This is a genomic window from Bacteroidota bacterium (genome assembly GCA_016194975.1).
GTDB lineage: Bacteria > Bacteroidota > Bacteroidia > Palsa-965 > Palsa-965.
In genome coordinates this window covers 13,582-39,439 of the sequence record JACQAM010000012.1, presented here as the reverse complement: position 1 = coordinate 39,439, position 25,858 = coordinate 13,582, and the positions used below count along the sequence as shown (strand labels likewise).

Genomic DNA, 25,858 nt, shown 5'->3' with positions numbered 1-25,858 from the left:
GTAACTTTGCAATGTGAATCACAAAGCAGGTTTTGTAAATATTATCGGGAATCCGAATGCAGGCAAGAGTACGCTGATGAATGCGCTCGTGGGCGAAAGGATTTCCATCATCACTTCGAAAGCGCAGACTACCCGTCACCGCATTATGGGAATTGTGAACGGGGAAAATTTCCAGATCGTTTATTCCGATACGCCGGGCATCCTGGTTCCGAAATACAAATTGCAGGAAGGAATGATGCAGTTCGTGGGAACGGCGCTCGCCGATGCCGATATTCTCCTGCTCGTTATTGATCTCACTGACGACCGGAAAATTGAAGAAAAAACTTTTGAAAAAATAAAAGGCAGCAAAGCTGCGGTGATCGTTCTGCTCAATAAAACCGACCTGGTGAAAGAGAATAAAGTGGGGCAGAAAAAAGAAGAATGGAAAAAAGAATTTCCCGGAGCAGAGATCATTCCCATTTCCGCGCTAAAGGGGCAGGCCACAGAAAATGTTTTCCAAAAAATAATTGAACTTCTCCCTGAGCATCCCGCTTATTTTCCGAAAGATGAAATGACCGATAAGCCCGAACGGTTTTTTGTTTCAGAGATCGTTCGCGAAAAAATATTATTGTATTACGACCAGGAAATTCCTTATTGCTGCGAAGTGGTAGTGGAAGATTTCAAAGAAGGAGAAACACTCGTGAAGATCCGTGCCAATATTTTTGTATCGCGCGAATCGCAGAAAGGGATTATACTCGGCCACCGTGGCGCAGCAATAAAAAACCTGGGAACACAAGCGCGGCTCGACCTGGAAAAATTCCTCCGGAAAAAAGTTTTTCTTGAATTGTTCGTGAAAGTCGATAAAGAGTGGCGGGACAGTGAGCGGCAGTTGAAGCGATACGGTTATTTGTGAGGGAGAATTACGGATTTTTACGGAATACAGATTACTGATACTTCTCGATTTCCTTCCAGGTATTTGAGAGAAGATTATTGTAATCGTTCTCAATCTGTAATCTGTATTCCGTAAAAATCCGTAATCCTCCCCCCGCCCAAATCCTTCCTATCTTTGCCGCATGTCAGAATTAATTGCAATTGTAGGAAGGCCCAATGTGGGAAAATCAACTTTGTTCAACCGGCTTGTCGGGCACAGGCAGGCGATCGTGGATTCGATCTCGGGCGTTACGCGCGATCGCCAGTACGGCCACGCGGAATGGAATGGAAAATTTTTTTCAGTGGTGGACACCGGCGGATATGCGGAAGGCAGCGAAGATATTTTTGAAGAGGAGATTCGCCGACAAGTGAAGATCGCCATTGAAGAAGCTTCCATTATTTTTTTCGTGGTGGATGCAAAAGAAGGGATCACTCCTCTCGATGAAATAGTTGCTGATATCCTGCGACGCAACAAAAAGAAAATTTTCCTGGTCACGAATAAAGTGGACACCGGCGATAAAATTTTTCTTGCTTCAGAATTTTACCAGCTCGGGCTCGGCGATCCGTGGCCTGTGTCGGGATCGAACGGGAGCGGCACCGGGGAATTACTGGATGAACTGGTGAAATTTTTAAAACCGGAAAGCACAGCGCCGGAAAAAAATATTCCGCGTGTTGCAATCGTTGGCAGGCCGAATGCAGGAAAATCTTCCATTGTGAATTCACTGCTTGGCGAGGAGAAACATATTGTGACGGAGATCGCAGGAACCACGCGCGATTCCATCGACACGCATTTCACCGGCTTTGGATTTGATGTGATACTCGTGGATACCGCAGGTTTGCGCAAAAAAACAAAAGTGCACGAGGATCTCGAATTCTATTCTGTGATGCGCACGATCCGCGCTATCGAAGATTGTGATGTGTGCATGATCGTCGTAGATGCCGAAGAAGGATTTGAAGGACAGGATATGAATATTTTCCAGCTGGCGGTGAATAATAAAAAAGGGATCGTGATCCTGGTGAACAAATGGGATCTCGTGGAAAAGAATCACAAGTCCACAAAAGAATTTGAAGAGAAAATTTTTGAGAAGATACGCCCGTTCAAAGATGTCCCGGTCATTTTCACTTCGGCAATTACCAAACAGCGCGTTCTGAAATCGCTCGAGATCGCCATGAAAGTTTTTGAAAACAGAAAAAAAAGAATTTCCACTTCGGAGCTGAACGATGTGATGCTGCCCATCATCGAGCACACTCCTCCTCCATCGGTGAAAGCGAGTTATGTGAAAATAAAATATGCGACGCAGCTGCCGCCTAAAACACCCGTCTTTGCTTTTTTCGCCAATCACCCGCAGTACGTACAGGAATCCTACAAACGTTTTCTTGAAAATAAACTGAGAGAACATTTCGATTTCAACGGAGTCCCGATCAGCATTGTGCTCAGAAAAAAATAAATTCCTCTATCTTTCCTTCATGCGTAAAGCGGGAATTGCTCTGTTGCCTTTTATTTTTTTTATCGGAATTTTTCCCGAACATTCTTCCGCACGCAGAATTGCTGTTTCACACGACACACTCACGACCACCGATTCCATTATGATATTCTGGTTGAACAAAGAAGCGGTGTTCAGCAATAAACCTGTTGCGAAGAAATTTTATTGCTGGCTGTCGCAACAGGAACTCGACTCGGTGAGATCGCAGAATATGCTGCTGCGGAATTATGCGCCGGGTTCTGTGATGAACATTGATCTTGAGCAGAAACTGAATTCGGAAAAATTTAAAAAAGATCAGATGGCGTTCATGCTGAGAGAAAGCCGTTTCGGAAGGAGACGTGATGCCTGGGTAAACATCTGGGGAGAACTGGATCGCGGCCAAATGAGCGGGTCTGATCAACTGGTGGAAATTGATCTGGAAGATTCTTCGCTCATCGTTGTGTTTACCCCGCGGGAAAAGCATCCATGGAAAGTTTTCGATATGAATGGAAATATTTTCCAGGCGAATGAAGCGCTTGATCATTCTTCCAGGATCGCCGGCATTTTTTTCGAAGATGAAACTGATTTCTCTCTTGCCGGTAATAAAGACGACCACAAAAATAAATTGAATAAAAAATCGAAAGACAAAAAATCATTCCGGACATTTTTTATTGTGAATGAAACGATGATCCGTTCCTGGCATCATGCTGTTCCGGGGTTGCAGGATAAAATTCTGCAGGAGCTGACCTATATGTTACTTGGCGATGCGTGGCTGAAGAACGAAGAAACGGACAAACATTTTATTACCGGTTCGGGCGAAGATGCGTGGGAGAAACAGCAAAGTGAAATGAACATTACGCAACTCTACTGGAATTGCATCCGCATTGATGAAGATGCCAGCCGCCCGTGTTCTGCCAATGTGGAAGGAGAAATTCATTTTCTGCGCGACAGCTGGATCAAACAAAAAGATCCGGTAGAAAAATTTCCTTCGCGTGGCGTGCGGTGAGTTGCAGAAAAACAATCAGCCGATCTTTTCTCCATTCTTCACTTCGCGTTCCGGCTGCAATAAGATCACTTCTCCTTCATCGCCGTAAACTCCAAGCACAAGAACTTCAGAAATAAAATGGCCTATTTGCCGCGGCGGAAAATTCACAACAGCGATAATTTGTTTTCCTATGAGCGCTTCTTTCGTGTACAGTTTTGTGATCTGCGCTGAAGATCTTTTCTCACCGAGCTCGCCGAACCCGATGACTAATTTCAACGCCGGTTTGTGCGCTTCCGGAAAATCTTCTGCCTTTAAAATTGTTCCTGCGCGGATATCCAGTTGTTCGAAATCATGAAATGTTGCCATGAGTTGAAAGTTCTTAGAGGATGTTTCCTTCGTACTTCTTAAAATTATTTATTTCGTAGTTCGTGTATTTCGCAATTCGTACAGTCGTGCATTTCGTAATTCGTACTTCCTCAAAACATTTTAAAATTATCAGGTGCCTTTTCATTCATGAGGTTAAGAACATTTTTCACATCGGCAGGAAGATCATTCACACTATTCAAACGTTCCCAGTGAAAATTCTGAACACGTTTCCCTTTTTTATAAATAAAATCGATCTTCATTCCCGCTTTCGGATCAGCATTGCCATCAGAAATTGTTTGCGTCCAGTTTATTTTTTCGGAAGCGGAAAAAATGGAATCGGCTTGCATTGTAGAAATATCGACGAATGCATTTTCAGTGGTATCGCTTCCATTCTTTTTTTCGAGATAAGAAAATGTCAACTGGTCTTTCCCTTTTTTTCTTTCGAGTTCACACGAAGCCATTCCTCCCCAGAAAGGATGAAACTGAACGGTAACGGTTCTGTCTGATGAAAGATCTGCATTACCCTGCACATTCTTCCTGGGAACACATGCAGCAAAAACAACAAGAATGAAAATGGCAGGGAAAAATATTTTTCTCATCACACCGAAAATACTCAGAAACCTGGAAGGAATTACTTCATTGGTGCAAAACAGTTATGGTCCGACCAGTCCCCTTTTTGCCTTCCACATATTTAACAAGATAATTTCCATTCGGCCATTTACTCACGTCGATCGGTTTGTCATCAAATATTTTTTCAGAGTAAATGATTTTCCCGGTCATGTCGTAGATCGTCACTTCTCCTGCCGCACCGCTTTTTGTTTTCCTGGAGATATTCAATTGTGCATTTGCCGGAACCGGGTACACATCGATCAACCCGTCCTTTATAAATTCTTCAATGCCTTCAAAAATCCCGTCGATCTGCATATAGGAGATCATCCATCCATCCTTTGATTCAGGAATAGAATCGCTCGCAAAAACAAAACGCAGCCGGATCGTATCGAATGCATTCACGTATTCAGGATTATAAAAGAATTCTGTACTTAGCATCCGGTGCCCCGAAAATCCAGGTTGATGCAAAGCGGAAACAGTATCATTTACCGTGTAAAAATCTCCCATCACCGAATAAGGAAGCGTATCGTCAAGAATATTTCTCCACGGACTTCCACTGTGCGAAACAAGAATTGTTCCACCGTCATGCAGCGAATCGGAATCGATATATCCATTGATGGAAATCCACGGCCCCCAATAACCGCCACAATTCCATGCAGCGGTGAATGGTGAACAATTGGCAAACGCAACTTCGAAAACAGAAATATTATTTACGGGATAAGGATTAATCGTATCTGTGACCATTGCTCCCTGGCCGAAAAGAATGGAAGAATTAAAATAATTTTTTGCCGGATAGCCGATCTGCCAGAGATTATTTGCGTACGATGTATCAGGAACCATGTAATACCTCGAAGTGTCCATGTAAATTCCGCTGAATTGCATACTCATCACAAGATGATTGCAGTCTTCGCACATGTGCCCAACGGGAGCCTGCGCGCGCATAACGCAAGGCAGAATGATAAAGAGTGACAGGTAAATTTTTCTCATGAATATTATTTTGATGTAAAGTTCTGAATTTAACCTGGGGAATGAAATGAAAAAAAATAATTCTTACGTTCCCAGAAAGGATAAAATTTCATGGATGTATTTCCATATTGGTATTTGCCGTTATTTCTCCCCCTATTCACTAACTTAGATCGTCGAATCATTCCGGATGAAAAAGCTGAATTGCGTTTTGCCTGTTTTTATTTTTTTTCTTTTCGCCTTTCGGGGAACGAACAAGAATATTAAGAGCATTCTCTTCAATGATGATTCTACTCTTGCAAAAAGAATTTTAAAATACACGGTGGACATTAGTCATTTCGGCAGGAAAGAATTTTATACGTGGACAACACCCGAACAAATAGAAGCGTTGCGCGGCGGGGAAGAAATATTATCAAGAAGCATCTCGCCGAAAAACGGGCCTTCCAATTATGACCTTGTACTTTCGGATTCGATCTACGATACGATCAAAACTGCGCGATTACTGCGGGAAACGCGCTATGCGAAAAAAAGATTTGCGTGGACAAGCGCGTGGCCGACGGTAATGGGATGGGAAAATGAAAAGTACGGCGATCAATTATTAAAAATAACTTTGAAAGACAGCGCCATCATTGTTGCTTTTACTCCGTATTGCGATACTATTTTCCGTTATGAAGATTGTTACGGAAATAAACTGGATGAGAATTTTGTTCTGAATCATTCGGAAAGAATCGCTGCAGTTTATTTTGCGGGACAAAAAACCGGAGACAAAACCGGGGTTCGGGGAACGTATGGCAAGCCCATGCGAATGCACAATGTTCAGATCCAGTACCGTGAATATGTGATCTGTCATGAAGCGATGATCGTTTCCTTGGAATACGGAACTGATAAAATTAAGAATGAGATGCAGGAAGAAATCGGCGCACTGTCAGATCTTGAAAATTATCTTATTCAACCGAAAAACGGGAATAAATTTTATTACGGTTATGTAGGAACAAACTATTGTTACAGTAATTATTCCCCTGGATCTGTTTATGGATCTTATTCCAATTCTATTGCTTTCACGAATGATTATTATCTCTTTAAAGCTGAACGCATGAAAGCGATCTCTGCTGCCATGAACAAAGCTTTTAATGATCAGAAAAAACAAATAGGAAACTGATCATGCCGCATTTCATTTCAAAAGAAGAAGCGCTCTCCCGTTTGCAAATGGAAAATTCAAATAGAAGTTGTCTCCTCTGTGAATTACTGAAAACAAAATCAGAATTTACCGTTGCAGAAGATGAGGAAACTATTGTTTTTCTTTCAAGGTATCCGCGTTTCTGGGGACAAATCATTGTTGCTGCAAAAATTCATTCCGAAAAATTTTCTGAATTGAAAGATAAAACCTGGAAAAACATGAATGAGCACGCATTGAAAGCGGCGCGCATTCTTGAAAAAAAATTTTCTCCGGCACGCTGTTATATAGCGAGTGTAGGATCGGAACAGAATTTACCGATGACCTGTCCGCATATTCATTTCAATATTATTCCCGTAATGAATCTCAACCTGAAACCGTCGGAAGTATTCACCTGGTCGAATGGATTGTTTGATGGAACGGAAGAGGAATGGAGTAATTTATTTTCGCTTCTTAAGCGGGAATGGGGTAAATGAAAAAGGAAGATGGACTTGCAGCAGTATTAGAAAAATGAATTAGTTCCCTCAGGAAAAATAAGTCCATCTTCTATCTTCCATCTTCTATTTCAACCCGAACGCTTTTTTCACTTCACTCACCGCATTCAATTCTTCCCAGGGAAATAACTTCACAGTCACTTTTTTCTCGTTCTCTTTTCCTTTGTTGAAAATTTTTGTGACGGTGTGCGATTTTCTTCCCATGTGTCCGTACGAAGCCGTTTCACTATAGATCGGTGTGCGGAGATTGAATCTTTTCTCAATGAAATAAGGGCGCATGTCGAATGCTGCAACAGATTCTATTTTTTTTGCGATCGCTCCGTCGCTCATATCCACTTTTGAAGTTCCATAGGTATTCACATACAATCCGACCGGCCTTGCGACACCGATCGCGTATGCTACCTGCACGAGCACTTCATCGCACACGCCTGCAGCTACGAGATGTTTTGCAATGTGGCGTGTAGCATAAGCAGCAGAGCGATCCACTTTCGAAGGATCTTTTCCGGAGAAAGCACCACCACCATGCGCGCCTTTTCCTCCATAAGTATCTACGATGATTTTTCTTCCGGTCAAACCGGTATCGCCATGCGGACCGCCTATCACAAATTTTCCTGTAGGATTCACATGATATTTTATTTTCTTGCCGAACAATGATTGAACACGCTTCGGAAGTTTTGCTTTAACGCGCGGAATAAGAATATTGATGACATCTTCTTTGATCTTGTCCTGCATGGCTTTTTCAGAACCAAAATCGTCGTGCTGTGTTGAAATCACAATCGTGTCAATGGCGATCGGCTGGTGATGATCATTGTATTCAATCGTTACCTGGCTTTTGGAATCGGGGCGAAGATATTTCATCACTTTTCCTTCTCGACGTATCTCTGCCAGTTCTTCGAGGAGAAGATGTGAAAGTTCCAATGGAAGCGGCATATAATTATCAGTATCGCGATTGGCATAGCCGAACATCATTCCCTGGTCGCCGGCGCCCTGCTCTTCCGGATTTTTTCTTTCCACGCCCTGGTTGATATCAGATGACTGCTCATGGATCGCAGAAAAAACCCCGCATGAATTTGCTTCGAACATATATTCCGCTTTGGTGTAACCGATCTTGCGGATCACTTCGCGCGCAATTTCCTGCACGTCGAGATACGCACGCGATTTCACTTCGCCGGCAAGAACAACCTGCCCGGTAGTGACTAAAGTTTCGCACGCCACTTTGGAAGTAGGATCGTAAGCAATAAAATTGTCAATGAGTGCATCGGAGATCTGATCCGCAACTTTGTCGGGATGGCCTTCGGAAACTGATTCGGAAGTGAAGAGATAGGACATGAAAAATGGTTTTGAATTTGAGTCCGCTAAAGTACGGTTTTTAAAGATTTGATCCCGATAGTTATCGGGATCAAATCTTCGAATTCCTGTAGCTTTAGGAACTGTATCGGCTTATGCAGTAAAACAGTTCACCTCAAAAAACTTTCCTATGATAAATGAATCACAAATCAGGGCTTACGCAACTCAGAAAATAAAAGAAGGCATATCAAAACAGGAGATCTATAATTACGTCGTCGATCAGTGTAAAGAAAGTAAAACCATCGTTTCTGTTTTGCAGGCAACACCATCCATTGCCGCAAGAAAAAAATGGGGCTGGCTGAATATTATTCTCGCTGTCATTCTCGGAACCGGGGCAATATTATCTTTTCTGAGTTTCAGTATCGGTGGAATTCTCTGGACCGGATTCGGATTAGCTGTCGTTCTCAGTTACAGGGTCAATCTTTACGTGTGGGTAAGCATCATCGGTGCGTGTGGTTTTATCGGAGTGATAGCGGTGATGGTCGTAGCAATGAATCAACATCCTATAAATCCGGTGCCATTTATTATTGCGGCTTCCTTTGCGGGACTGGTAACTTTTCTTGGATTTTTTCTGAGCGCGCGTTTATCACCTGCATGTGAAGAAGAAAAAGTGATGTATAAAACAAGTGATGGAAAAAAACGGCTGAAAGTAGTTCACAAATTCAGAGATATTTGAGAAATGAATATTGTCTGGAATAAATTCTGAAAGTTCAACTTTGAATTCTCACATCCACACATTCATTCATCAGCACATTATTAATTTTCAAATCACTTCGTAAGTTCCTTGAACACATCTTCCAGTTTCCGTTCTTCGCGATTCATTTCAAGAATAGAAAGTCCGTTTTCCACAGCGAATTTAAAAAGTTCGGGGCGAATATCTTTATCGGGCTTGGTGATGATTTGCCATGAATTATCCTTCACATTTTTCGCATTCTCCACACCGGAAATTTTACTGAGTAAATGCAGAGCGACCGGTTTATCAAATTCCACATGGATCACCATGCGGTTCTCTTCCACCTGCTGAAGTGTTTCTGTTTCCTGGTCGGTAACAATTCTTCCTTTGTTGATGATGATAACGCGGTTGCATAAAATTTCCACTTCCTGCATAATGTGCGTCGAAAGCATCACCGTTTTTTCTTTGCCAATGTTGCGGATGAGTTCCCGGATTTCCGTAAGCTGATTCGGATCGAGTCCTGTTGTAGGTTCATCGAGAATAAGAACTTTCGGATCGTGTATGAGCGCCTGCGCAAGTCCCACGCGCTGACGATATCCTTTTGACAATGCGCCAATGCGTTTGTGTTGTTCCACTTCCAATCCTGTGATGTCGATCATCTCTTTGATACGGGCATTGATATTCGATAAATGGTGCAATCCGCCAATGAACGCGAGATATTCTTTCACGTACATATCCGGGTAAAGCGGATTATGTTCGGGAAGATAACCGACATTTTTTCTCACTTCGAGCGATTGTTCCATCACATCAAAATCATTTACCCACGCCTGCCCCGCAGTTGACGGAATGAAACAGGTCAGAATTTTCATCATCGTGGATTTTCCTGCACCATTCGGCCCGAGAAATCCTACGATCTCCCCGCTCTTCACTTCGAATGAAACATTGTCGAGGGCACGCTGCTCTCCGTAAACCTTGCTGATGAATTCTACTTTAATGGACATGAATAAGAAACGTTTGGTGCATGACGAAATTACACAAATGGAAGAGAGATTTCTGTTAAGTATTTAAAATTGGAAAAATTCCCCGAACACCGGGATCTTAAATGAAAAGCAGTTGATAAAAATACCACGCCCCGGTAAAAATTCATGGCGAATTTCTCAGTAATTTGTAGCAACAAAACACCAGAAAATGAAAAAGCTTTTTTTATTTCTCGTCGTGGCGTTCTCCTTCGCAACGTCGTATGCACAGTCCGCAGTAAAAGTACCCGCGATAGTGCAGCATAAATTTGATTCCCTTTTTCCCGCTGCTAAAAATACCAAATGGATGATGAGAGGAGTGGATTATGAAGCCGACTTTTCTCTCGACATACATACTATGAAAGCGATCTTCGCCAAAAATGGAATTTATATTCAGAAAGAACTCATGATCGACCAGGCGAATTTACCCGAGGCAGCCCGGAATTATATTCTCACTCATGATGCGGGAAAGAATGTGCTGAATGTTTATAAGATCACCAGGGCAAACGGACAAGTCAGTTACACCGCAAGCGTAGGAGGTAAAAAGATGACCTTCGATGCCGGCGGAAATTATGTGGCTCCTGCAAAAGCGCCGGCTGCGAAAGCCAAACCGAAGAAATAAATTCCCAATAAGTTTTTTTATTTTGAAATGATATTTGCTGCTTGTATTCGCGCCGTTATCTTTGAAGAGTGATCAACCTGAAAGGCATCGTTACTAAATCGACCGGGAGCTGGTACACGGTTCGTTTCGAAAATGGAAAAGAACTCGAGTGCCGCATCATGGGCCAATTCCGTGTGAAAGGTGTGAATACGAAAAACACGAATCCGATCGCGGTGGGTGATCACGTGGAGGTGGAACAACACCAGGACGGCACAGGATTCATTGTGAATCTTCATGAACGGAAAAATTACATCATCCGCCGTTCTACAAAACTTTCCAAGCAAACACATATTCTCGCTGCCAATATCGATCATGCTTATGTGATGGCGACTCTTCATCACCCAAGAACTTCACTCGGATTCATCGATCGTTTTTTATTGACGGCAGAAGCATACGGAATTCCGGCCTCCGTTATTTTCAACAAGCGCGACCTGATGGATGAAGAAGAAATGGAATATCTCGCACAACTCATGATTCTTTATTCATCTTTAGGTTACCCCTGTTCCATCATTTCTGCCAATGAAAAAACAGATGTGGAAGTGATGAAATTAAAGATGAAAGGAAAAATAAATCTGCTCTGCGGACATTCCGGTTCCGGGAAAACCACACTCATCAATTCGCTCGACACTTCGCTTTCACTGAAGACCGGGAAAATTTCCAAAGCGCACAACAAGGGAATGCACACTACTACTTTTACGGAGATGCACGCGCTCGGAGAAAATACATTCGTCATCGACACGCCCGGAATAAAAGAACTCGGCATCGTTGACATTGAGAAAAACGAACTCGCACATTTTTTTCCCGAGATGCGCGCGCGCCTGGGCCAGTGCAAATACAAAGCATGCCTGCACGACAGCGAACCCGGGTGCGCCGTGCGCGATGCAGTAGATAAAAGTGAAATTGCACTCACGAGGTACGAATGTTATCTGCAGATTTTAAATGGAGAGGAATTGGAAAAGGAGTACGAATAGAACTTGGAGTTGAGAACTTATAATTGAGAACTTAGAGTTGAGAACTTGGAGTTGAGAACTTAGAGCTTCGATAATGAGAGTCGTCATTCAGAGAGTAAGCAGCGCTACTGTTACCATCGATGGCAAAATAAAATCGTCGATCGGGAATGGTTTGCTTGTGCTTGTTGGAATAGAAGAAGCAGATGCAATGGAAGATATTCATTGGCTTTCACAGAAAATTATCAATCTGCGGATTTTTCCGGATGCCGCAGAAATCATGCCTGCCCGTCGAACCGAAAGCGGAGTCGGGAATTTATCGGTGAAAGATGTGAACGGAGAAATTATGTGCGTTTCACAATTCACCCTGCATGCTTCCACAAAAAAAGGAAATCGCCCTTCTTACTTCAAAGCTGCAAAACCGGAAATTGCCATTCCACTCTACGAAAATTTCGTAAAACAACTTTGCGCTGATCTCGGGAAAGAAATTCATACCGGGGAATTCGGCGCCGACATGAAAGTGGAATTGATCAATGACGGGCCGGTGACAATAATCATTGATTCGAAAAACAGGGAGTGAAAAAACATATTCTCGTAGTGAAACGCTTTAAATATTTCACTGTGAATCTTCGCGCCTTTGTGCCTTTGTGGCAAAAAAGATTGGCCACTAAGACAAAGGAAAAATCAAGCAGAAACTCAAGTAGATTTTCCCGTAATTTGCAGTCGTGTCCTGGTTACTTTTCTTTATCTATCTCTGCCTTTTTATTTTTCTGATTCTCAAAGTGAAATTTTTCCGCTTTGAAGAACTGAAACCGTGGATGCCCCCGTTTTTTTTTCTTGCTAAAGTCGCTGCCGGTTTTGCCCTCTGGTGGGTTTATTCTTTTCATTACGCCGACAAAAAAAATTCCGACATCTGGAAATATTTCAACGACAGCCAGGTGATGTATGACGCCCTGCACGATCATCCTTCCGATTATTTTCACATGGTAAGCGGCATTGGCGCCGGCACCACTTATTACGATGAACATTATTATCACCGGATGAATTTCTGGAACCAGCAGTTCGATAATAACCTGGCCAACGATGCACATATTCTTATTCGATTCAACGCCATCCTCCGCCTTTTTTCATTGGGAAATTATCATATTCATTCGCTTTTCATGTGCATGCTTGCCTTCATCGGGCTGTGCGCACTTTTCCGCGTTATTCTTCCTTTCATCCGCGGATGGAAATATTTTTCCGCCGCAATTATTTTTCTTCTTCCTTCACTCCTGTTCTGGACCTCAGGCGTGCTGAAAGAAGGACTCATGATCTTCACACTCGGAATTATTATTTACCAGTCGTTTCTCTGGTTCACCGACAACAAACTTCATCGCCTGCTTTACATTGTCATCTGTTCATGGATACTTTTCATTACCAAATTCTATGTACTCGCTGCATTGCTTCCTTCCCTCACAGGACTTGGCTGGACACTCCGTTCCGGAAAAAATATTTTTTCAAAATATCTTCTTACCGTTACACTTTTTCTCATTGCAGGATTGACCGTTAAATTCATCAAACCCACTTACGATCCGCTGAAGATTCTTGCGTGGAAACAAAATGATTTTCTCCGTCTTGCGCGCGGTGGAACTTATCTGCTCAGCGATTCTGTGGTTGCTTTCATTGCAAGCGATCATCATGAAGATCTGCAGAAAGTGAATGATTCCACTTTTCACATACGCGAAGGCGCAAATTATTATTACTGGTATTTCTATCCTGATTTTTCCGATACTGTTTTTGTAAAGAAAAGTCATGATTACGCCGATTACCGAATGCTCACCGATTTTCCGAGAGCAGGAAGTTTAATGGGAATGAATGAGCTGCAACCCAACGTGCGCAGTTTTATCAGGGCAACTCCATTGGCAATGTTGCACGCACTCCTACGCCCGTATCCGTGGGAAGGAAAAAATGTGATGATGCTTTTTCCGATCCTTGAAAATATTTTTCTTGTGTTGCTGCTGTTCATGATGTTCAAATGGAAAGCGAAACCCATCTCTCCGCCGTTCACCGGTTTTTGTTTTACCTTTTCTCTTTTACTATTGCTCGTTATGGGAATCACTACACCGGTTCTCGGTGCACTCGTTCGTTACCGCATTGCCGCTTTGCCTTTGCTCATGATAGGATTACTTTCCTTGATCGATGCTGAACGGATCAATTCTTATTTTAAAAAGAAAAAATAAAATAGAGAAGATTTGTTTAAGAATAGTTTTTAAAAAAAATTGCTTTTAATAAACGGAAACAGAAAAAGGAAATTACTAGCTTCCGTTTAACGGAGAAAATCTTTCCAACGGAATTTATTTCTGCATCCTGGAAGTGAACGGAAAAATTTCGGCGACGCAGAAAATTGTGCTGATGAATTGAAATGGAAAAATCCGAAACTCCGAACTCGAAACTCCCTTTCCCCATTCACCAAACTTTCCCAAACAATTTCCGCCCCACTTTTAGTACATTTGTCCGGCTCTTTACATTCCCGCCGCAACAAAAAATTCTGAATGTCATTCCAACAACTCTTCCGGAAAAAATCTGTTGAACAGATCATGCGCAATGCAGATATTGACGCTGAAGCATCGGGAGGAAAATTGCACAAAACACTCGGCGTTCGCGATCTCACTGCTTTCGGAATTGCGGCGATCATTGGCGCAGGAATTTTTTCCACCATTGGAAAAGCAAGTTATCTCGGCGGACCCGGTGTTATTCTTCTTTTCATTTTCACCGCGGTCGCCTGCAGTTTTGCAGCACTCGCCTACGCAGAATTTGCATCGCTCGTGCCCGTGTCAGGAAGCGCATACACGTACTCGTACGTAGCGTTCGGAGAACTTTTTGCGTGGATCATCGGTTGGGCGCTCATTATGGAATATGCGATCGGGAATATTACCGTTGCAATTTCATGGAGCGATTATTTCACGAGTTTATTCAACAGCATCAATTTTCACGGGCATCACTGGCACATGCCGGAATGGATGACTATGGATTATTTCACTGCGCATAATGGATTCAATAATATTTCGAAAATGCTTTCTTCCGGAAGCAAACTCAATGTGCTTGCAGGTTCGCAGGATTTCGGCGGCGAAGTTTCGAAATATCTTGCGTGGAAAAATGCGCCTGCTATCGGAAGTTTTCATTTCGTGCTCGATATTCCTGCGCTGTCGATCATCGTACTCATTACGTGGCTCGTTTATCGCGGAATGAAAGAATCGCGCAATGCGAGCAACATCATGGTGGGAATAAAATTGGTGGTGGTGATCATGGTCATTGTCTTCGGTTCATTTTATATTGACACAAATAACTGGCATCCGTTTCTTCCACATGGAGTCGGGGGATTACTCGGCGGAATTTCTGCAGTGTTCTTCGCCTACATTGGTTTCGATGCGATCTCCACTACTGCAGAAGAATGTAAAAATCCGCAGCGCGATCTGCCGAGAGGAATTCTTTATTCCATTGTTATCTGCACCGTTTTGTACGTCATCATTGCGCTCGTGATCACGGGAATGATGAGCTATAAAGAATTGAATGTCGGGGATCCGCTCGCACATGTGTTTGAAAAATTTGCACAACTGAAATGGCTGAAAAATATTATTGCGGTGAGCGCCGTTGTGGCAATGGCAAGTGTGCTTCTTGTTTTTCAATTGGGGCAACCGCGAATATGGCTTACCATGAGCCGCGACGGATTATTACCAAAAAGATTTTCAAAAATTCATCCGCGATTCCGCACGCCATCGTTCGCAACGATCATGACCGGATTGATGGTGGGAATTCCTGCTTTTTTTCTCGACCTGAGTTTCGTTACCGACGTATGCAGTCTCGGAACACTTTTCGCTTTCGTGCTCGTGTGCGCAGGCGTGTTGCGCCTCGATGCGGATCCGAATGCGCCGCGTGGAAAATTCCGATTGCCTTATGTGAGCGCGCGTTACATTGTACCAGTACTCGCGGTGGCGCTCACAGTGGTGTGCGTGAAATTTTCTCCCGATTCCACCAAAGAATTTTTCAGATCACAAAAAGTTTTTGACAGCGACACATTATTGAAAATGACAACGCCCGCGCAAACACTTTCTATCAGGAATAAACTCATTGCACTCGCTGCTTCCAAACCGGATGCTTTCGATTCTGCTACAGTTGCCAAAGTGAAAAATAATTCCGACAGTGTTGCAACAACAGATCTCGCAGCTGCGGTGAACAATGGAGAATATGTGAGGATCGTGAGAGCTTCTGTGGACGATGACAAAATAAAATATGAATCGGGTTTCAATGTTTTCTTCCACAATATCCCCATGTGGGTTTTCCTTTTGGTTGCACTTTTCATTGTGTATCGTTCCATCAGCCGCAAACTTTCTCTCATTCCTGTACTCGGACTTTTGTGTTGCCTGTACATGATGTCGGAACTCGGATGGAAAAACTGGTTGTGGTTCACGGGCTGGCTCATCATCGGACTCGTAATTTATTTTACTTACAGCAGGAAGAATAGCCGTCTTGCACAAACTTCCAATTCCTGATCCTGCATCATGTCAGCAATAAAAACAGCATTCATTACCGGTGCAACAGCCGGATTCGGAAAAGCGATAGCAGAAAAATTTGCTGCGGAGAAATGGAATGTGATCATTTCCGGCAGAAGGAAAACGCGTCTCGAAATGCTGGAGCGACAACTGAAAGAAAAATATTCCATTGATGTTCTGTCACTCGCATTCGATGTACGCAATAACGAAGAAGTAAAAAAAACAGTTGCATCGCTCAGCGGAAAATGGAAGAACGTAGATCTTCTTGTCAATAATGCCGGGCTTGCAGCAGGATTATCTCCCGTGCAGGAAGGATCGCCCGACGACTGGGAACAGATGATCGATACCAATGTGAAAGGACTTTTGTACGTGACGCGCAGCATTGCACCGCTGATGATCGAACGGAAATGCGGACACATCATCAACATCGGTTCCATTGCCGGGAAAGAAGTTTATGCCAATGGAAATGTGTACTGCGCAACTAAACATGCCGTTGATGCATTGACAAAAGCAATGCGCGTGGATATGGTTCATCACAACATCCGTGTTTCGCAGATCGCGCCGGGAATGGCGGAAACAGAATTCTCACTTGTGCGTTTTAAAGGCGATGAAGAAAAAGCGAAAACAGTTTACAAAGGATTCGAAGCGCTGAGTGCGGAAGATATTGCGGATACAACATGGTGGATCGCGAGTCGCCCTGCTCATGTAAATATCAATGACATTGTGATCATGCCCGCAGCGCAGGCGAATTCAACTACATTGGTCAGAAAGTCATCCTGAATCCGTCTCAATCTTTAATCAGTATGGTTCGTACAAATCTCTAATCCACCCAATGAAATTTTTTGTCGATCCTGACATCCGCAAAGCTGAAACACTCGATACTTCTTTCTACAACAGCAGGGAGAATTTTGAGATCTCAAAGAAGAAAATATTTTCTTCCACCTGGCAATACATCGGCGATAAAAACCTGGTGCGCCTGCAGGGACAACTTTCGCCGAAATTATTTCTCGAAGGATTCTGCAATGATCCTATACTTTTTGTCCGTGATAAAGAGGACCACGTGCATTGTCTTTCGAATGTGTGCACGCACCGTGGAAATATTTTAGTGGACGCTGCCTGCACTGCCAGCCACATTCGCTGTCGTTATCACGGGCGCAAATTCAAACTGAATGGAGATTTTTCTTCCATGCCCGAATTCGAAGGCGTGGAAAATTTCCCTTCGGAAAAAGATAATTTGTCACAAGTTCCTTTTTCACAATGGGAACAATTTCTTTTTGCTTCCATTGATGCAAAAATTTCTGCCGGCGATGTTCTCGGCGATATGAAAAAAAGAATGAGTTTTCTTCCTTTGACAGAATTCAGTCATCATGAAATTCTTTCCCGCGATTACGTGGTGAAAGCAAACTGGGCTTTGTATTGCGAGAATTACCTCGAAGGATTCCATATTCCGTACGTTCATCAGTCACTCGCTGCTGTACTTGATTACAATTCCTATTCCACGGAACTTTTTCCTTATTCCGTTCTGCAACTCGGACTTTCGCGCGGTGGAGATGAAATTTTCGAATTACCAAAAGATCATCCCGATCATGGAAAAAAGATCGCTGCTTATTACTGGTGGATATTTCCAAACCTCATGTTCAACTTTTATCCCTGGGGACTTTCAATAAATATCGTACGCCCGCTGGCTCCTGATCTCACTAAAGTTTCTTTCATCACTTACACCTGGAAAGAGAACAAACCCGATCGTGGTGCTGGCGCCGATCTTGATAAAGTGGAACGTGAAGATGAATCGATCGTTGAAGATGTGCAGAAAGGTATCCGTTCTTCTTTCTATAAAAACGGAAGATATTCCCCGGCGCGCGAAACAGGAACACATCATTTTCATCGTCTCATTTGCGAATTCATGAATTCATGAGAAATTTTATGCGCAATTGTTTCTTCCTTTTTTTCTCACTCCTGTTCTTCTTTTCCTGCGGAACAAAAAAACAACACGCTGATCTTATTCTCAAAAATGGAAAAATTTATACGGCCGACGGAGGATTTGCTGTGCTCGAAAGTTTTGCGGTGAAAGATGGGAAATTCATTGCCGTGGGAACCAATGAAAGCATCGGCGCGATGTATGATGCCGATTCCACCATTGACGCCAAAGGAAAAACAGTTCTTCCGGGACTCATTGATGCACATTGTCATTTTGTGAATTACGGTTTGGGTTTGCAGGAATGTGATCTCGTGGGAACAAAATCTTTTGCGGAAGTAATTGACCGGGTGAAAAAATATTCTGCTACAAATAAAAATCCGTGGATCATTGGCCGCGGCTGGGATCAGAACGATTGGGCGATGAAAGAATTCCCGACGAAAAAAATTCTCGATTCTCTTTTTCCGAACACACCTGTTTTTCTCAAGCGCGTGGATGGGCATGCGGCGCTCGCGAATAAGCGTGCGCTCGATCTTGCACACATAACAGATTCAACTGAAGTTGCCGGCGGAGAAATTCTGCACGAGATGATTGAAGGAAAAAGCATCAACCATAAAACTGTATTTCTGAATGGAGGAGCGACCGGTATTCTCATTGATAACGCCGTGGATCTCGTTGAAAAAATAATTCCGCAGCCGGATAATAATACAGTCACCACTGCATTGATGCAGGCGCAGGAAAATTGTTTCGCAGTTGGATTGACAACCGTTGATGATGCAGGATTGCTGAAAGATAAAATAGATCTCATCGATCAATTGCAGAAAAACGGGAAACTGAAAATGAGAATTTATGCGATGCTCAGCGACAGCGCACCGAATTACGATTATTATTTATTGCATGGCCCTTACAAAACTGATCAGCTCGATGTGCGTTCATTTAAATTCTATGCCGATGGCGCGCTTGGTTCCCGTGGCGCTTGTTTGTTTTCCAATTACAATGATCAGCCCGGCTGGAAAGGTTTTCTGCTGAGTTCTCCTCAACATTACAGCGGGAAAATGAAATTGTGCGCCGACAAAGGTTTCCAGGTTTGCACGCACGCCATTGGTGATTCAGCGAATCATTTTATCCTGAAAATTTATTCTTCACTCTTGAAAGATTCTCTGCAACGCTGGAGAATTGAACATGCGCAGGTAGTTGCGCCGACAGATCTTCCTTTTTTCGGTGAATACGGAATCATTCCTTCTGTGCAGCCAACACATGCAACGAGTGATATGTACTGGGCGGAAAAAAGAATTGGCCCGAAAAGAATTCATTCTGCTTATGCCTACAATGATCTTCTTAATTCTGCAGGAATAGTTGCGCTCGGAACCGATTTCCCGGTGGAGAACATCAATCCTTTTTATACTTTTTATGCTGCGGTTGCAAGAAAAGATCCGGAACACTTTCCACCGAATGGATTTCAAATGGAAAATGCTTTATCAAGAAGAAATACGTTGTATGGAATGACACGCTGGGCGGCGTATTCTAATTTCGAAGAAAATGAAAAAGGAAGTGTCGAAACGGGAAAATTCGCCGACTTCATTCTGGTTGATACTGATATTATGAATTGCCCGGAAGAAAATATTCCATTGACGAAAGTGCTTTTTACTTTTATCGGCGGAAAAAAAGTTTACGCTGCAAAATGAAAAGTGTTCTCATTTCTTTTTTCATTTTTATCTTTTCCGCGCAATGCGTACATGCCTATCCTTACCCGCGCATGATCGGCGGGCCAAAATATGGTTTCTCTTATTCCGCCGAAGGCATCGTTTCATTTTTCAAAACAGATCCACGCCACAGTGATCCCGCAGTTCCAAGAATTGGTTTCGGTGGCGAATTCAGGATTCATTTTTATCCGTCTAAAAATGCGCACGTTCAATTCGGTCTCGAAGTAGTTTCTCAATCCTGTTCTTTCAACACCTATTATTTCGCGCCGGGTTATTCCACAATTTACGATCGTTCATTCGGGTACACGCATACGCTGCGCACAATGGAAATGTATCTTCCCATTATCGGGCGCCTTGGATTGATGAGCGATGAATCGAGTGCAAGAACAATATTTTTTGTGATGGGAGGATATTCCCCGAAAATATTTCTCAGCGCAAGTTCGAACGTAGTACAGAATTCAACCGGGAATGGAATCTGGGGCGGGCCAACAACCCTCGCATTTGAAAATCACCTGCTCGGCACGAATATCAATCACGTGCTCATGGCAGGATTTGGTTTTGAAAAACGGTTCGGCTTCAGCGAACGGTTTCTTACGTTCGAAAGCATGTTCAAGTACGATCTCTCGCGTTTCATTTACACGGGAAAAGTGGACACGAATACTTTATTCATAAAAGATATGTGCATAAGTTTGCAGGTGGGTTACCGGTTTGCTGCCGGTGGAAGATCGAAGGGCGTAGATTGAAATTTTTTTCGGTTAAAATAAACGAATGAAATTTTTCCGTGCTTTTCTTATTTTCTTTTTATTACCGGCCGGGTTGGTTGCGCAACATGCATTGCCCGATACGATTGATGCAAATTATTATCCGGGTATAATTCTTCTCGATGGAAAAACAGATGACAGCGTTTGGCAACACATCGCGCCTATAAATAATTTCACCCAGCGCGAATTGAACTTCGGTGAAGCTGCAAGTGAAAAAACAGAAGTCCGCATTGCTTACGATAAATTTGCAATTTACTTCGCGATCAATTGTTACATGAATGATCCTTCCATGATGTCGGCGAAATTCATGCAGCGCGATTTTGATTATTGGTCGGATGATAATTTCCAGGTTGCACTTTCTCCTTTCAATGATCGCCGCAACGGATATTTATTTGTGATCAATCCGAATGGCGCACGCGCCGATGAATTGATCTCGAATGGAGAAGAAGGCACGATGGACTGGAATGGAGTGTGGGATGCGAAGACTTCGAGAAATTCTACCGGATGGTTCGCAGAAATAAAAATTCCATTCAGCACATTGCAGTTCAATAAAGATTCACTTCATCACTGGGCAGTGAATTTCGAACGCGATATCAAAAGAAAAAATGAAGAAGATCTCTGGCAGGGATGGAGCCGCGATTATAGTATTTTTTCATTGGTGAATGCAGGAACTTTGTCCGGGATCGGAAACATTGGTTACGCAAAACATTTTGAATTTAAACCGTACGCGCTTGGCGGATGGAATTACGAACGCAGCAATGGATTTACTTATCCATACAAGATCGGCGGCGATCTCAACATCAACCTCACTCCTACCCTGAAAATGAATATCACTGCGAATACTGATTTCGCACAAATAGAAAGTGATCGCATTCCCGTTAATCTTTCACGCTTTGCGATCGATTACCCGGAGAAGCGCGATTTTTTTCTCGAAGGTTATAACAGTTTTGAATTCTATATGGGAAACAGCAACACGGTTTTCTATACGCGAACCATCGGCATTGAACAATTGCAAACTGTTCCCATCATTGCGGGCACACGCGTGTTCGGGAAAGTCGGAAAAAACAATATTGGTTTACTCGACATACAGGAAGGAAAATTCGACACGACCAGCAGTCACAACGATCTTGTTCTTCGTTACAAACGCGACGTCGGCCCACAATCTTACATCGGAGGAATTTTTACGAATAAGGCGGGAGCAGGAACGAGCAACCAGGTGGCCGGCATCGATGCAAGTTATACCACTTCGAAATTTCTTCATCACCGGAATCTTGTGGTGGCAGGAAACATCGCGCAAAGCATGAATGATTTTCGCGCAGAAAAAAATTCTTTGGCTTACCGCATTTATTCTGATTACCCGAACGACCTCGTCGATCATTTCATTGCTGTTTCCAGTCTCCAGCAGAATTTCGATCCGCAGCTCGGATTCATCCAGCGTAAAAATTACGAAGCATTCAACTGGCATCTCGTGATCATGCCGCGCATTTTTACAAAATACGGTGTTCGCAAAATGAATTTCAAACCGTTCGAACTTGCTGCATTGCGAACACAGAGTACACACCAGTTCGAATCGTTTTATAATGAAACAAGAATTGTCGGCGCCGAATTCAAATCGGGCGAATCATTCGAAGTGAATCTCCGACAGACTTATGATCGTCTTGATGAACAATTCAATATCACCGACAGTATTTACATTCCCGTGGGACATTATTTCATGCATGTTTCTGAATTTGCTTTTTCCACTTTTCACGGAAGAAGATTCTGGTTCGACACGTATTACAACTGGGGAACTTTTTACACCGGGAAGATCCAGAACTATAATGCAAGCTTGGGTGTGAATTTTTCGAGACACATGAATATGAATGCTGATTATAATTACAATCTTGTCCGTTTCCAGAAGGGAAATGTGGCAACGAACGAGATCGCTTTGTATTTTAATTATGCATTCACTACGAAGATCGACATCTCTGTTTTCGGCCAGTACAATTCATTCGACGATCTTATGCGTTTGAATTTCCGCCTGCACTGGATCCCGCGTATCGGATCCGATCTTTATTTTGTTTATAATCAGGGACACGATAACATCAAACAACTCGATATGTTCCGCCCGCAATCTACAACAGGCGTTGCGAAATTAGTTTACCGTTTTGCATTCTGAGAATTGCAGATTGATCAATCAAGGAATTTATGTTCTCTCCAGTGATCCAACTTCGTGCCGGATCCTGCCCTGAAGAATTGAAGGGCGCCTTAGCGGTTCCTGATCCATATTTTATTTAACCAACTTCACCGAATTGTAAAATTGCATTGTCCCTTTTCCTATATTAGCTATTCCGCAAAACCAATCTCATGAAAACAAAACTACTTTTCTTCGTATCACTTTTTTCACTCTCCGCTTTTTCTCAATCAACGATCACGTGGAGCAACGAGATCACCGTAGATAACGGAAGCGTGTATGGAAATGTTCGGCCGAGAATTGCCGTCACTTCAGGAAATATTCCCGTGATCATGTGGGGAGGTGGTACTGCAACACAACCACTCCTTGTTGCGCGATGGAACGGAAGTAGTTTCGGAACTCCCGTGCAGGTTACGCCAATGGGATACGATCCTTTCATTGACACGTGGGCTGGCGCCGATATCGCTGCTTATGGAAATACAGTTTATGTTGTTTTCAAAGTGCAGCCGGAAATGTCGAACAACATTTACATTGTGAAATCTACCGATGGCGGAGTTACGTGGACATTGCCAACGCAAGTGGATATTGGACAAGGGCCGTACGATCGTTTTCCATCTGTTGCAGTTACTGCAGCAGGAAATCCTGTTGTGATGTACATGACTTTTGACACTGCTTGGGCAACGGCAGGATATGCTGTTTCAAATTCAAATGATGGTGGTGCAACTTTTTCTACGCCGGTGAATGTGAGTAATCTTGGTGGAAGTATTGTTTGCGATTGTTGCCCGGGTTATGTTACGGTGAATGGAAATACGCAAGCGGCAACGTGGAGAAGAAATAATAATAATCGCCGCGATATGTGGGCAGGAATTTCTACCAATGGAGGAATGACTTTCACGACCGGAATTGATGTGGACAATACCGACTGGATGTTATCGGCGTGTCCTTCTACCGGGCCCGATCCTTTTTTGTGGAATGATAGTTTGTACACGGTATTCATGAGCGGAGCTTCGGGCGACGACAGAGTTTATCTCAGCACATTCAACATCACAACAAGCCAGCAGGGATTTATTCAAACTATCGCACCAAATTATCCTTCGAGTGTAATTCAGAATTATCCATTCTCCGCGGGAAAGAATGATACGGTGGGTGTGGTGTGGCAACAGGATGCTTCTTCCAACATCGATTCTTATTTCACGTGGTCAACAACCGGCGCAAGTGGATTGATCAATAATGAATCGGTCATCAACACCACAACTGCGAACGATCAGAGAAATCCGCACATTGCTTATTCTTCCAATACATTTCATATTTGCTGGACCGATCTTTCTTCCGGGAATGTGATGTATCGTTACGGAACGATCACGCCAACAGGAATTGCGGAAAATATTTCTCATCGATCGCTGCAAGTATTTCCGGATCCTTCTTCGGATGTTGCGACGATCGATCTTTCCTGTTTGGATCATCACGATGGCGTTCTGAAAATTTTTGATGTGAATGGAAAAGAAATGGAATCGTCGGTGATCAGCGGGCAGGAAAAAATGACGGTGAATAAGTTCGACGCCGGAATTTATTTTGCAGAAGTGACAGATGAAACAACATTGGAAAAATTCTGTTGCAGGATCATTTTCACGGAATAGAGATTCGGAAATAATTTTTACTTCATCTCCCGATTATGAAACTCGCGTCAAACCTTGACAAGATCGGAACGATCGGATTGTTTCTTGCCGCGCTCGCTACCCCCTGCTGCTTTCCGCTTTTTGCTTTTGTCTTTTCTGCATTCGGGCTCGGCTCAACTGAACTTTTCGGCGGCTGGACGGAATATATTTTTGAAGGATTAGTACTCATTTCCCTTATAGGATTTTTCATTTCTTTCCGGCAGCACAAAAATATTTTTCCTTTTATCATCGGGCTGATCAGTGGTTCAATTATTTTTTATTCCTACAACTTCAGCTTCAACAATGTGCTGATCTATTCCGGGATGTTCGGATTACTTTTTGCAACCGTGCTGAATTTTTTCATCAACTGGAAAAATAAAACTGCCTGTGCAACATGCGCATTGGTCGATGGCAAAACAATTGAACTGGAATCCACGATCACCTGTCCCAAGTGCGGACATAAGAAAAAAGAATTGATGCCGACCGATGCCTGCCAGTTTTATTATGAATGTGAAAATTGTAAAACTGTTTTAAAACCCAAACAGGGCGACTGCTGCGTTTATTGCAGTTACGGAACGGTGAAGTGCCCGTCGAAGCAAACCGGAAAAGATTGTTGCTGATCGTTCAGAAATTTTTTCTCACACGTGCGCGCTCACAAGTTTCGCAATGGCGAATGCAGATCCCGCTGCCAGAATTCCGATGAGCGTAACTTTCCACGCACCTTTCCAGGGATTTTCTCCGATCGCTTTGTTCTTGAAAAATCCGAAGAGCGCCAATGCAACGATCGTCACTCCTGAAGAAAAATATAATCCCATCTGCGGAGTTTGCGTGAAAAAATACGCGAGCAGTGGAATGAATCCACCGGCAATGTAAGAACCCGCAATGATCATCGCAGAATTCCGTGCACGATTCACATCCGGTTTTTCCAATCCTAATTCAAACTTCATCATGAACTCCACCCATTTGTTTTTATCCATTGCGAGTTCATTCACAAATTCTTTTTTCACGCGATCAGAAATATTATACTCGGAAAGAATTTCTTCGATCTCCGCTTTTTCTTTTTCCGGCAAATTATCTACTTCGTAATATTCTCTTTTCAGTTCGGCAGAATAATGATCGGCTTCAGTTCTTCCAGCAAGATATCCGCCCAATCCCATCGCAATCGATCCGGCAATGATCTCCGCAATACCCGCCGTGATCACAATAGAATTATTGTGTACCGCACCGCTTAATCCTGCAGTGAGTGCAAACGGAACAGTGAGTCCGTCCGACATGCCGATCACGATATCGCGCACTACTTCGCTGCCGTGGAAATGTTCTTCTTCGTGTGTCATGCGAATTGGAGATTTGAAATTCGAAATTAGTTTCTCTGAACAAATGTAGAAAGGAAATGGGAGTTTGAAGCGCGGAAAATTTTGAGTAAATTTCGTTTACGAATAACCCGAAGTTCAGTGTCGCTTATCCACCCAAAGCAGGACGGATAACCGAACTTTTATGACGGGTATAAGCGAGTTA

Annotated in this window: 24 protein-coding genes; 18 read left to right on the top strand and 6 right to left on the bottom strand. The window is 43.1% G+C overall.

Annotation, left to right across the window (positions count from 1 at the left end):
* The first annotated feature begins 13 nt into the window (after window positions 1-13).
* The 3 genes from era (at window position 14) to HY064_08850 (ending at window position 3,378) form a co-directional block, all read left to right on the top strand.
* Window positions 14-892, top strand: a complete 879-nt coding sequence (gene era, locus HY064_08860; GenBank protein ID MBI3510762.1) for a GTPase Era — start codon at window positions 14-16, stop codon at window positions 890-892.
* A 160-nt stretch (window positions 893-1,052) separates the two neighbouring features.
* Window positions 1,053-2,357 carry a ribosome biogenesis GTPase Der gene (der, locus tag HY064_08855; GenBank protein MBI3510761.1) on the top strand — a complete coding sequence of 435 codons (1,305 nt, stop codon included), beginning with the start codon at window positions 1,053-1,055 and terminating at the stop codon, window positions 2,355-2,357.
* 19 nt (window positions 2,358-2,376) lie between these two features.
* Window positions 2,377-3,378, top strand: coding sequence for a hypothetical protein (locus HY064_08850; GenBank protein MBI3510760.1), 1,002 nt, complete (start codon window positions 2,377-2,379; stop codon window positions 3,376-3,378).
* A gap of 15 nt (window positions 3,379-3,393) precedes the next feature.
* On the opposite strand, the gene HY064_08845 is transcribed toward HY064_08850, so the two are convergent.
* From HY064_08845 to HY064_08835, 3 genes are all read right to left on the bottom strand, one after another.
* Entirely contained in the window at window positions 3,394-3,723 is a 330-nt protein-coding gene (locus tag HY064_08845) for a tRNA-binding protein (protein MBI3510759.1), read from the bottom strand.
* Between the two features lie 110 nt (window positions 3,724-3,833).
* Entirely contained in the window at window positions 3,834-4,322 is a 489-nt protein-coding gene (locus HY064_08840; GenBank protein MBI3510758.1) for a hypothetical protein, read from the bottom strand.
* A gap of 37 nt (window positions 4,323-4,359) precedes the next feature.
* A complete protein-coding gene (locus tag HY064_08835) occupies window positions 4,360-5,319 on the bottom strand; it encodes a T9SS type A sorting domain-containing protein (protein ID MBI3510757.1) in 960 nt (319 codons plus the stop codon).
* Between the two features lie 166 nt (window positions 5,320-5,485).
* Here HY064_08835 and HY064_08830 point away from each other — a divergent pair, with 166 nt between their 5' ends.
* A complete protein-coding gene (locus HY064_08830) occupies window positions 5,486-6,454 on the top strand; it encodes a hypothetical protein (GenBank protein ID MBI3510756.1) in 969 nt (322 codons plus the stop codon).
* Window positions 6,455-6,456: 2 nt separating this feature from the next.
* Window positions 6,457-6,945 (top strand): HIT family protein, encoded by a 489-nt coding sequence (locus tag HY064_08825; GenBank protein MBI3510755.1) that lies wholly within the window; start codon window positions 6,457-6,459, stop codon window positions 6,943-6,945.
* A gap of 84 nt (window positions 6,946-7,029) precedes the next feature.
* Here HY064_08825 and HY064_08820 read toward each other — a convergent pair whose 3' ends face one another.
* Window positions 7,030-8,292, bottom strand: a complete 1,263-nt coding sequence (locus tag HY064_08820) for a methionine adenosyltransferase (GenBank protein ID MBI3510754.1) — start codon at window positions 8,290-8,292, stop codon at window positions 7,030-7,032.
* Between the two features lie 148 nt (window positions 8,293-8,440).
* On the opposite strand from HY064_08820, the gene HY064_08815 reads away from it, so the two are divergent.
* On the top strand, window positions 8,441-8,986 hold the full coding sequence (locus HY064_08815; protein ID MBI3510753.1) for a hypothetical protein: 546 nt from the start codon (window positions 8,441-8,443) through the stop codon (window positions 8,984-8,986).
* A gap of 92 nt (window positions 8,987-9,078) precedes the next feature.
* On the opposite strand, the gene gldA is transcribed toward HY064_08815, so the two are convergent.
* Window positions 9,079-9,984, bottom strand: coding sequence for a gliding motility-associated ABC transporter ATP-binding subunit GldA (gldA, locus tag HY064_08810; GenBank protein ID MBI3510752.1), 906 nt, complete (start codon window positions 9,982-9,984; stop codon window positions 9,079-9,081).
* Between the two features lie 187 nt (window positions 9,985-10,171).
* On the opposite strand from gldA, the gene HY064_08805 reads away from it, so the two are divergent.
* From HY064_08805 to HY064_08750, 12 genes are all read left to right on the top strand, one after another.
* Window positions 10,172-10,621, top strand: coding sequence for a hypothetical protein (locus HY064_08805; GenBank protein ID MBI3510751.1), 450 nt, complete (start codon window positions 10,172-10,174; stop codon window positions 10,619-10,621).
* 77 nt (window positions 10,622-10,698) lie between these two features.
* A complete protein-coding gene (gene rsgA / locus HY064_08800) occupies window positions 10,699-11,631 on the top strand; it encodes a ribosome small subunit-dependent GTPase A (protein ID MBI3510750.1) in 933 nt (310 codons plus the stop codon).
* A gap of 73 nt (window positions 11,632-11,704) precedes the next feature.
* The gene (locus tag HY064_08795) at window positions 11,705-12,187 is read left to right on the top strand and encodes a D-tyrosyl-tRNA(Tyr) deacylase (GenBank protein MBI3510749.1); all 483 of its coding nucleotides are present in this window, start codon (window positions 11,705-11,707) and stop codon (window positions 12,185-12,187) included.
* Window positions 12,188-12,389: 202 nt separating this feature from the next.
* Complete coding sequence (locus tag HY064_08790; protein MBI3510748.1) at window positions 12,390-13,826, top strand: hypothetical protein; 1,437 nt, start codon at window positions 12,390-12,392, stop codon at window positions 13,824-13,826.
* A 312-nt stretch (window positions 13,827-14,138) separates the two neighbouring features.
* Window positions 14,139-16,136 carry an amino acid permease gene (locus HY064_08785; GenBank protein MBI3510747.1) on the top strand — a complete coding sequence of 666 codons (1,998 nt, stop codon included), beginning with the start codon at window positions 14,139-14,141 and terminating at the stop codon, window positions 16,134-16,136.
* A gap of 9 nt (window positions 16,137-16,145) precedes the next feature.
* The gene (locus HY064_08780; GenBank protein ID MBI3510746.1) at window positions 16,146-16,916 is read left to right on the top strand and encodes an SDR family oxidoreductase; all 771 of its coding nucleotides are present in this window, start codon (window positions 16,146-16,148) and stop codon (window positions 16,914-16,916) included.
* Window positions 16,917-16,968: 52 nt separating this feature from the next.
* Entirely contained in the window at window positions 16,969-18,051 is a 1,083-nt protein-coding gene (locus HY064_08775) for a Rieske 2Fe-2S domain-containing protein (protein MBI3510745.1), read from the top strand.
* 8 nt (window positions 18,052-18,059) lie between these two features.
* The gene (locus HY064_08770) at window positions 18,060-19,736 is read left to right on the top strand and encodes an amidohydrolase (protein MBI3510744.1); all 1,677 of its coding nucleotides are present in this window, start codon (window positions 18,060-18,062) and stop codon (window positions 19,734-19,736) included.
* Window positions 19,733-20,497 (top strand): hypothetical protein, encoded by a 765-nt coding sequence (locus HY064_08765; protein MBI3510743.1) that lies wholly within the window; start codon window positions 19,733-19,735, stop codon window positions 20,495-20,497. The genes HY064_08770 and HY064_08765 overlap by 4 nt, the downstream gene beginning before the upstream one ends.
* Before the next feature lie 25 nt (window positions 20,498-20,522).
* On the top strand, window positions 20,523-22,673 hold the full coding sequence (locus tag HY064_08760; GenBank protein ID MBI3510742.1) for a carbohydrate binding family 9 domain-containing protein: 2,151 nt from the start codon (window positions 20,523-20,525) through the stop codon (window positions 22,671-22,673).
* 188 nt (window positions 22,674-22,861) lie between these two features.
* Entirely contained in the window at window positions 22,862-24,325 is a 1,464-nt protein-coding gene (locus HY064_08755) for a T9SS type A sorting domain-containing protein (protein MBI3510741.1), read from the top strand.
* Between the two features lie 35 nt (window positions 24,326-24,360).
* Entirely contained in the window at window positions 24,361-24,963 is a 603-nt protein-coding gene (locus HY064_08750) for a MerC domain-containing protein (protein MBI3510740.1), read from the top strand.
* 18 nt (window positions 24,964-24,981) lie between these two features.
* Here the strand turns inward: HY064_08750 and HY064_08745 are convergent, their stop codons facing one another.
* Window positions 24,982-25,677 (bottom strand): VIT1/CCC1 transporter family protein, encoded by a 696-nt coding sequence (locus tag HY064_08745; protein ID MBI3510739.1) that lies wholly within the window; start codon window positions 25,675-25,677, stop codon window positions 24,982-24,984.
* Window positions 25,678-25,858 lie beyond the last annotated feature (181 nt).

Bases quoted from the DNA above. Each gene is read 5' to 3' on its own strand.
- HY064_08750 (MBI3510740.1), top strand. From the start codon at position 24,361: ATGAAACTCGCGTCAAACCTTGACAAGATCGGAACGATCGGATTGTTT.
- HY064_08785 (MBI3510747.1), top strand. From the start codon at position 14,139: ATGTCATTCCAACAACTCTTCCGGAAAAAATCTGTTGAACAGATCATG.
- HY064_08850 (MBI3510760.1), top strand. From the start codon at position 2,377: ATGCGTAAAGCGGGAATTGCTCTGTTGCCTTTTATTTTTTTTATCGGA.
- HY064_08845 (MBI3510759.1), bottom strand. From the start codon at position 3,723: ATGGCAACATTTCATGATTTCGAACAACTGGATATCCGCGCAGGAACA.
- HY064_08765 (MBI3510743.1), top strand. From the start codon at position 19,733: ATGAAAAGTGTTCTCATTTCTTTTTTCATTTTTATCTTTTCCGCGCAA.
- der (MBI3510761.1), top strand. From the start codon at position 1,053: ATGTCAGAATTAATTGCAATTGTAGGAAGGCCCAATGTGGGAAAATCA.
- HY064_08840 (MBI3510758.1), bottom strand. From the start codon at position 4,322: ATGAGAAAAATATTTTTCCCTGCCATTTTCATTCTTGTTGTTTTTGCT.
- HY064_08745 (MBI3510739.1), bottom strand. From the start codon at position 25,677: ATGACACACGAAGAAGAACATTTCCACGGCAGCGAAGTAGTGCGCGAT.
- HY064_08805 (MBI3510751.1), top strand. From the start codon at position 10,172: ATGAAAAAGCTTTTTTTATTTCTCGTCGTGGCGTTCTCCTTCGCAACG.
- HY064_08760 (MBI3510742.1), top strand. From the start codon at position 20,523: ATGAAATTTTTCCGTGCTTTTCTTATTTTCTTTTTATTACCGGCCGGG.
- HY064_08830 (MBI3510756.1), top strand. From the start codon at position 5,486: ATGAAAAAGCTGAATTGCGTTTTGCCTGTTTTTATTTTTTTTCTTTTC.
- HY064_08780 (MBI3510746.1), top strand. From the start codon at position 16,146: ATGTCAGCAATAAAAACAGCATTCATTACCGGTGCAACAGCCGGATTC.
- HY064_08835 (MBI3510757.1), bottom strand. From the start codon at position 5,319: ATGAGAAAAATTTACCTGTCACTCTTTATCATTCTGCCTTGCGTTATG.
- HY064_08815 (MBI3510753.1), top strand. From the start codon at position 8,441: ATGATAAATGAATCACAAATCAGGGCTTACGCAACTCAGAAAATAAAA.
- gldA (MBI3510752.1), bottom strand. From the start codon at position 9,984: ATGTCCATTAAAGTAGAATTCATCAGCAAGGTTTACGGAGAGCAGCGT.
- HY064_08820 (MBI3510754.1), bottom strand. From the start codon at position 8,292: ATGTCCTATCTCTTCACTTCCGAATCAGTTTCCGAAGGCCATCCCGAC.
- HY064_08795 (MBI3510749.1), top strand. From the start codon at position 11,705: ATGAGAGTCGTCATTCAGAGAGTAAGCAGCGCTACTGTTACCATCGAT.
- HY064_08825 (MBI3510755.1), top strand. From the start codon at position 6,457: ATGCCGCATTTCATTTCAAAAGAAGAAGCGCTCTCCCGTTTGCAAATG.
- HY064_08775 (MBI3510745.1), top strand. From the start codon at position 16,969: ATGAAATTTTTTGTCGATCCTGACATCCGCAAAGCTGAAACACTCGAT.
- HY064_08770 (MBI3510744.1), top strand. From the start codon at position 18,060: ATGCGCAATTGTTTCTTCCTTTTTTTCTCACTCCTGTTCTTCTTTTCC.
- HY064_08755 (MBI3510741.1), top strand. From the start codon at position 22,862: ATGAAAACAAAACTACTTTTCTTCGTATCACTTTTTTCACTCTCCGCT.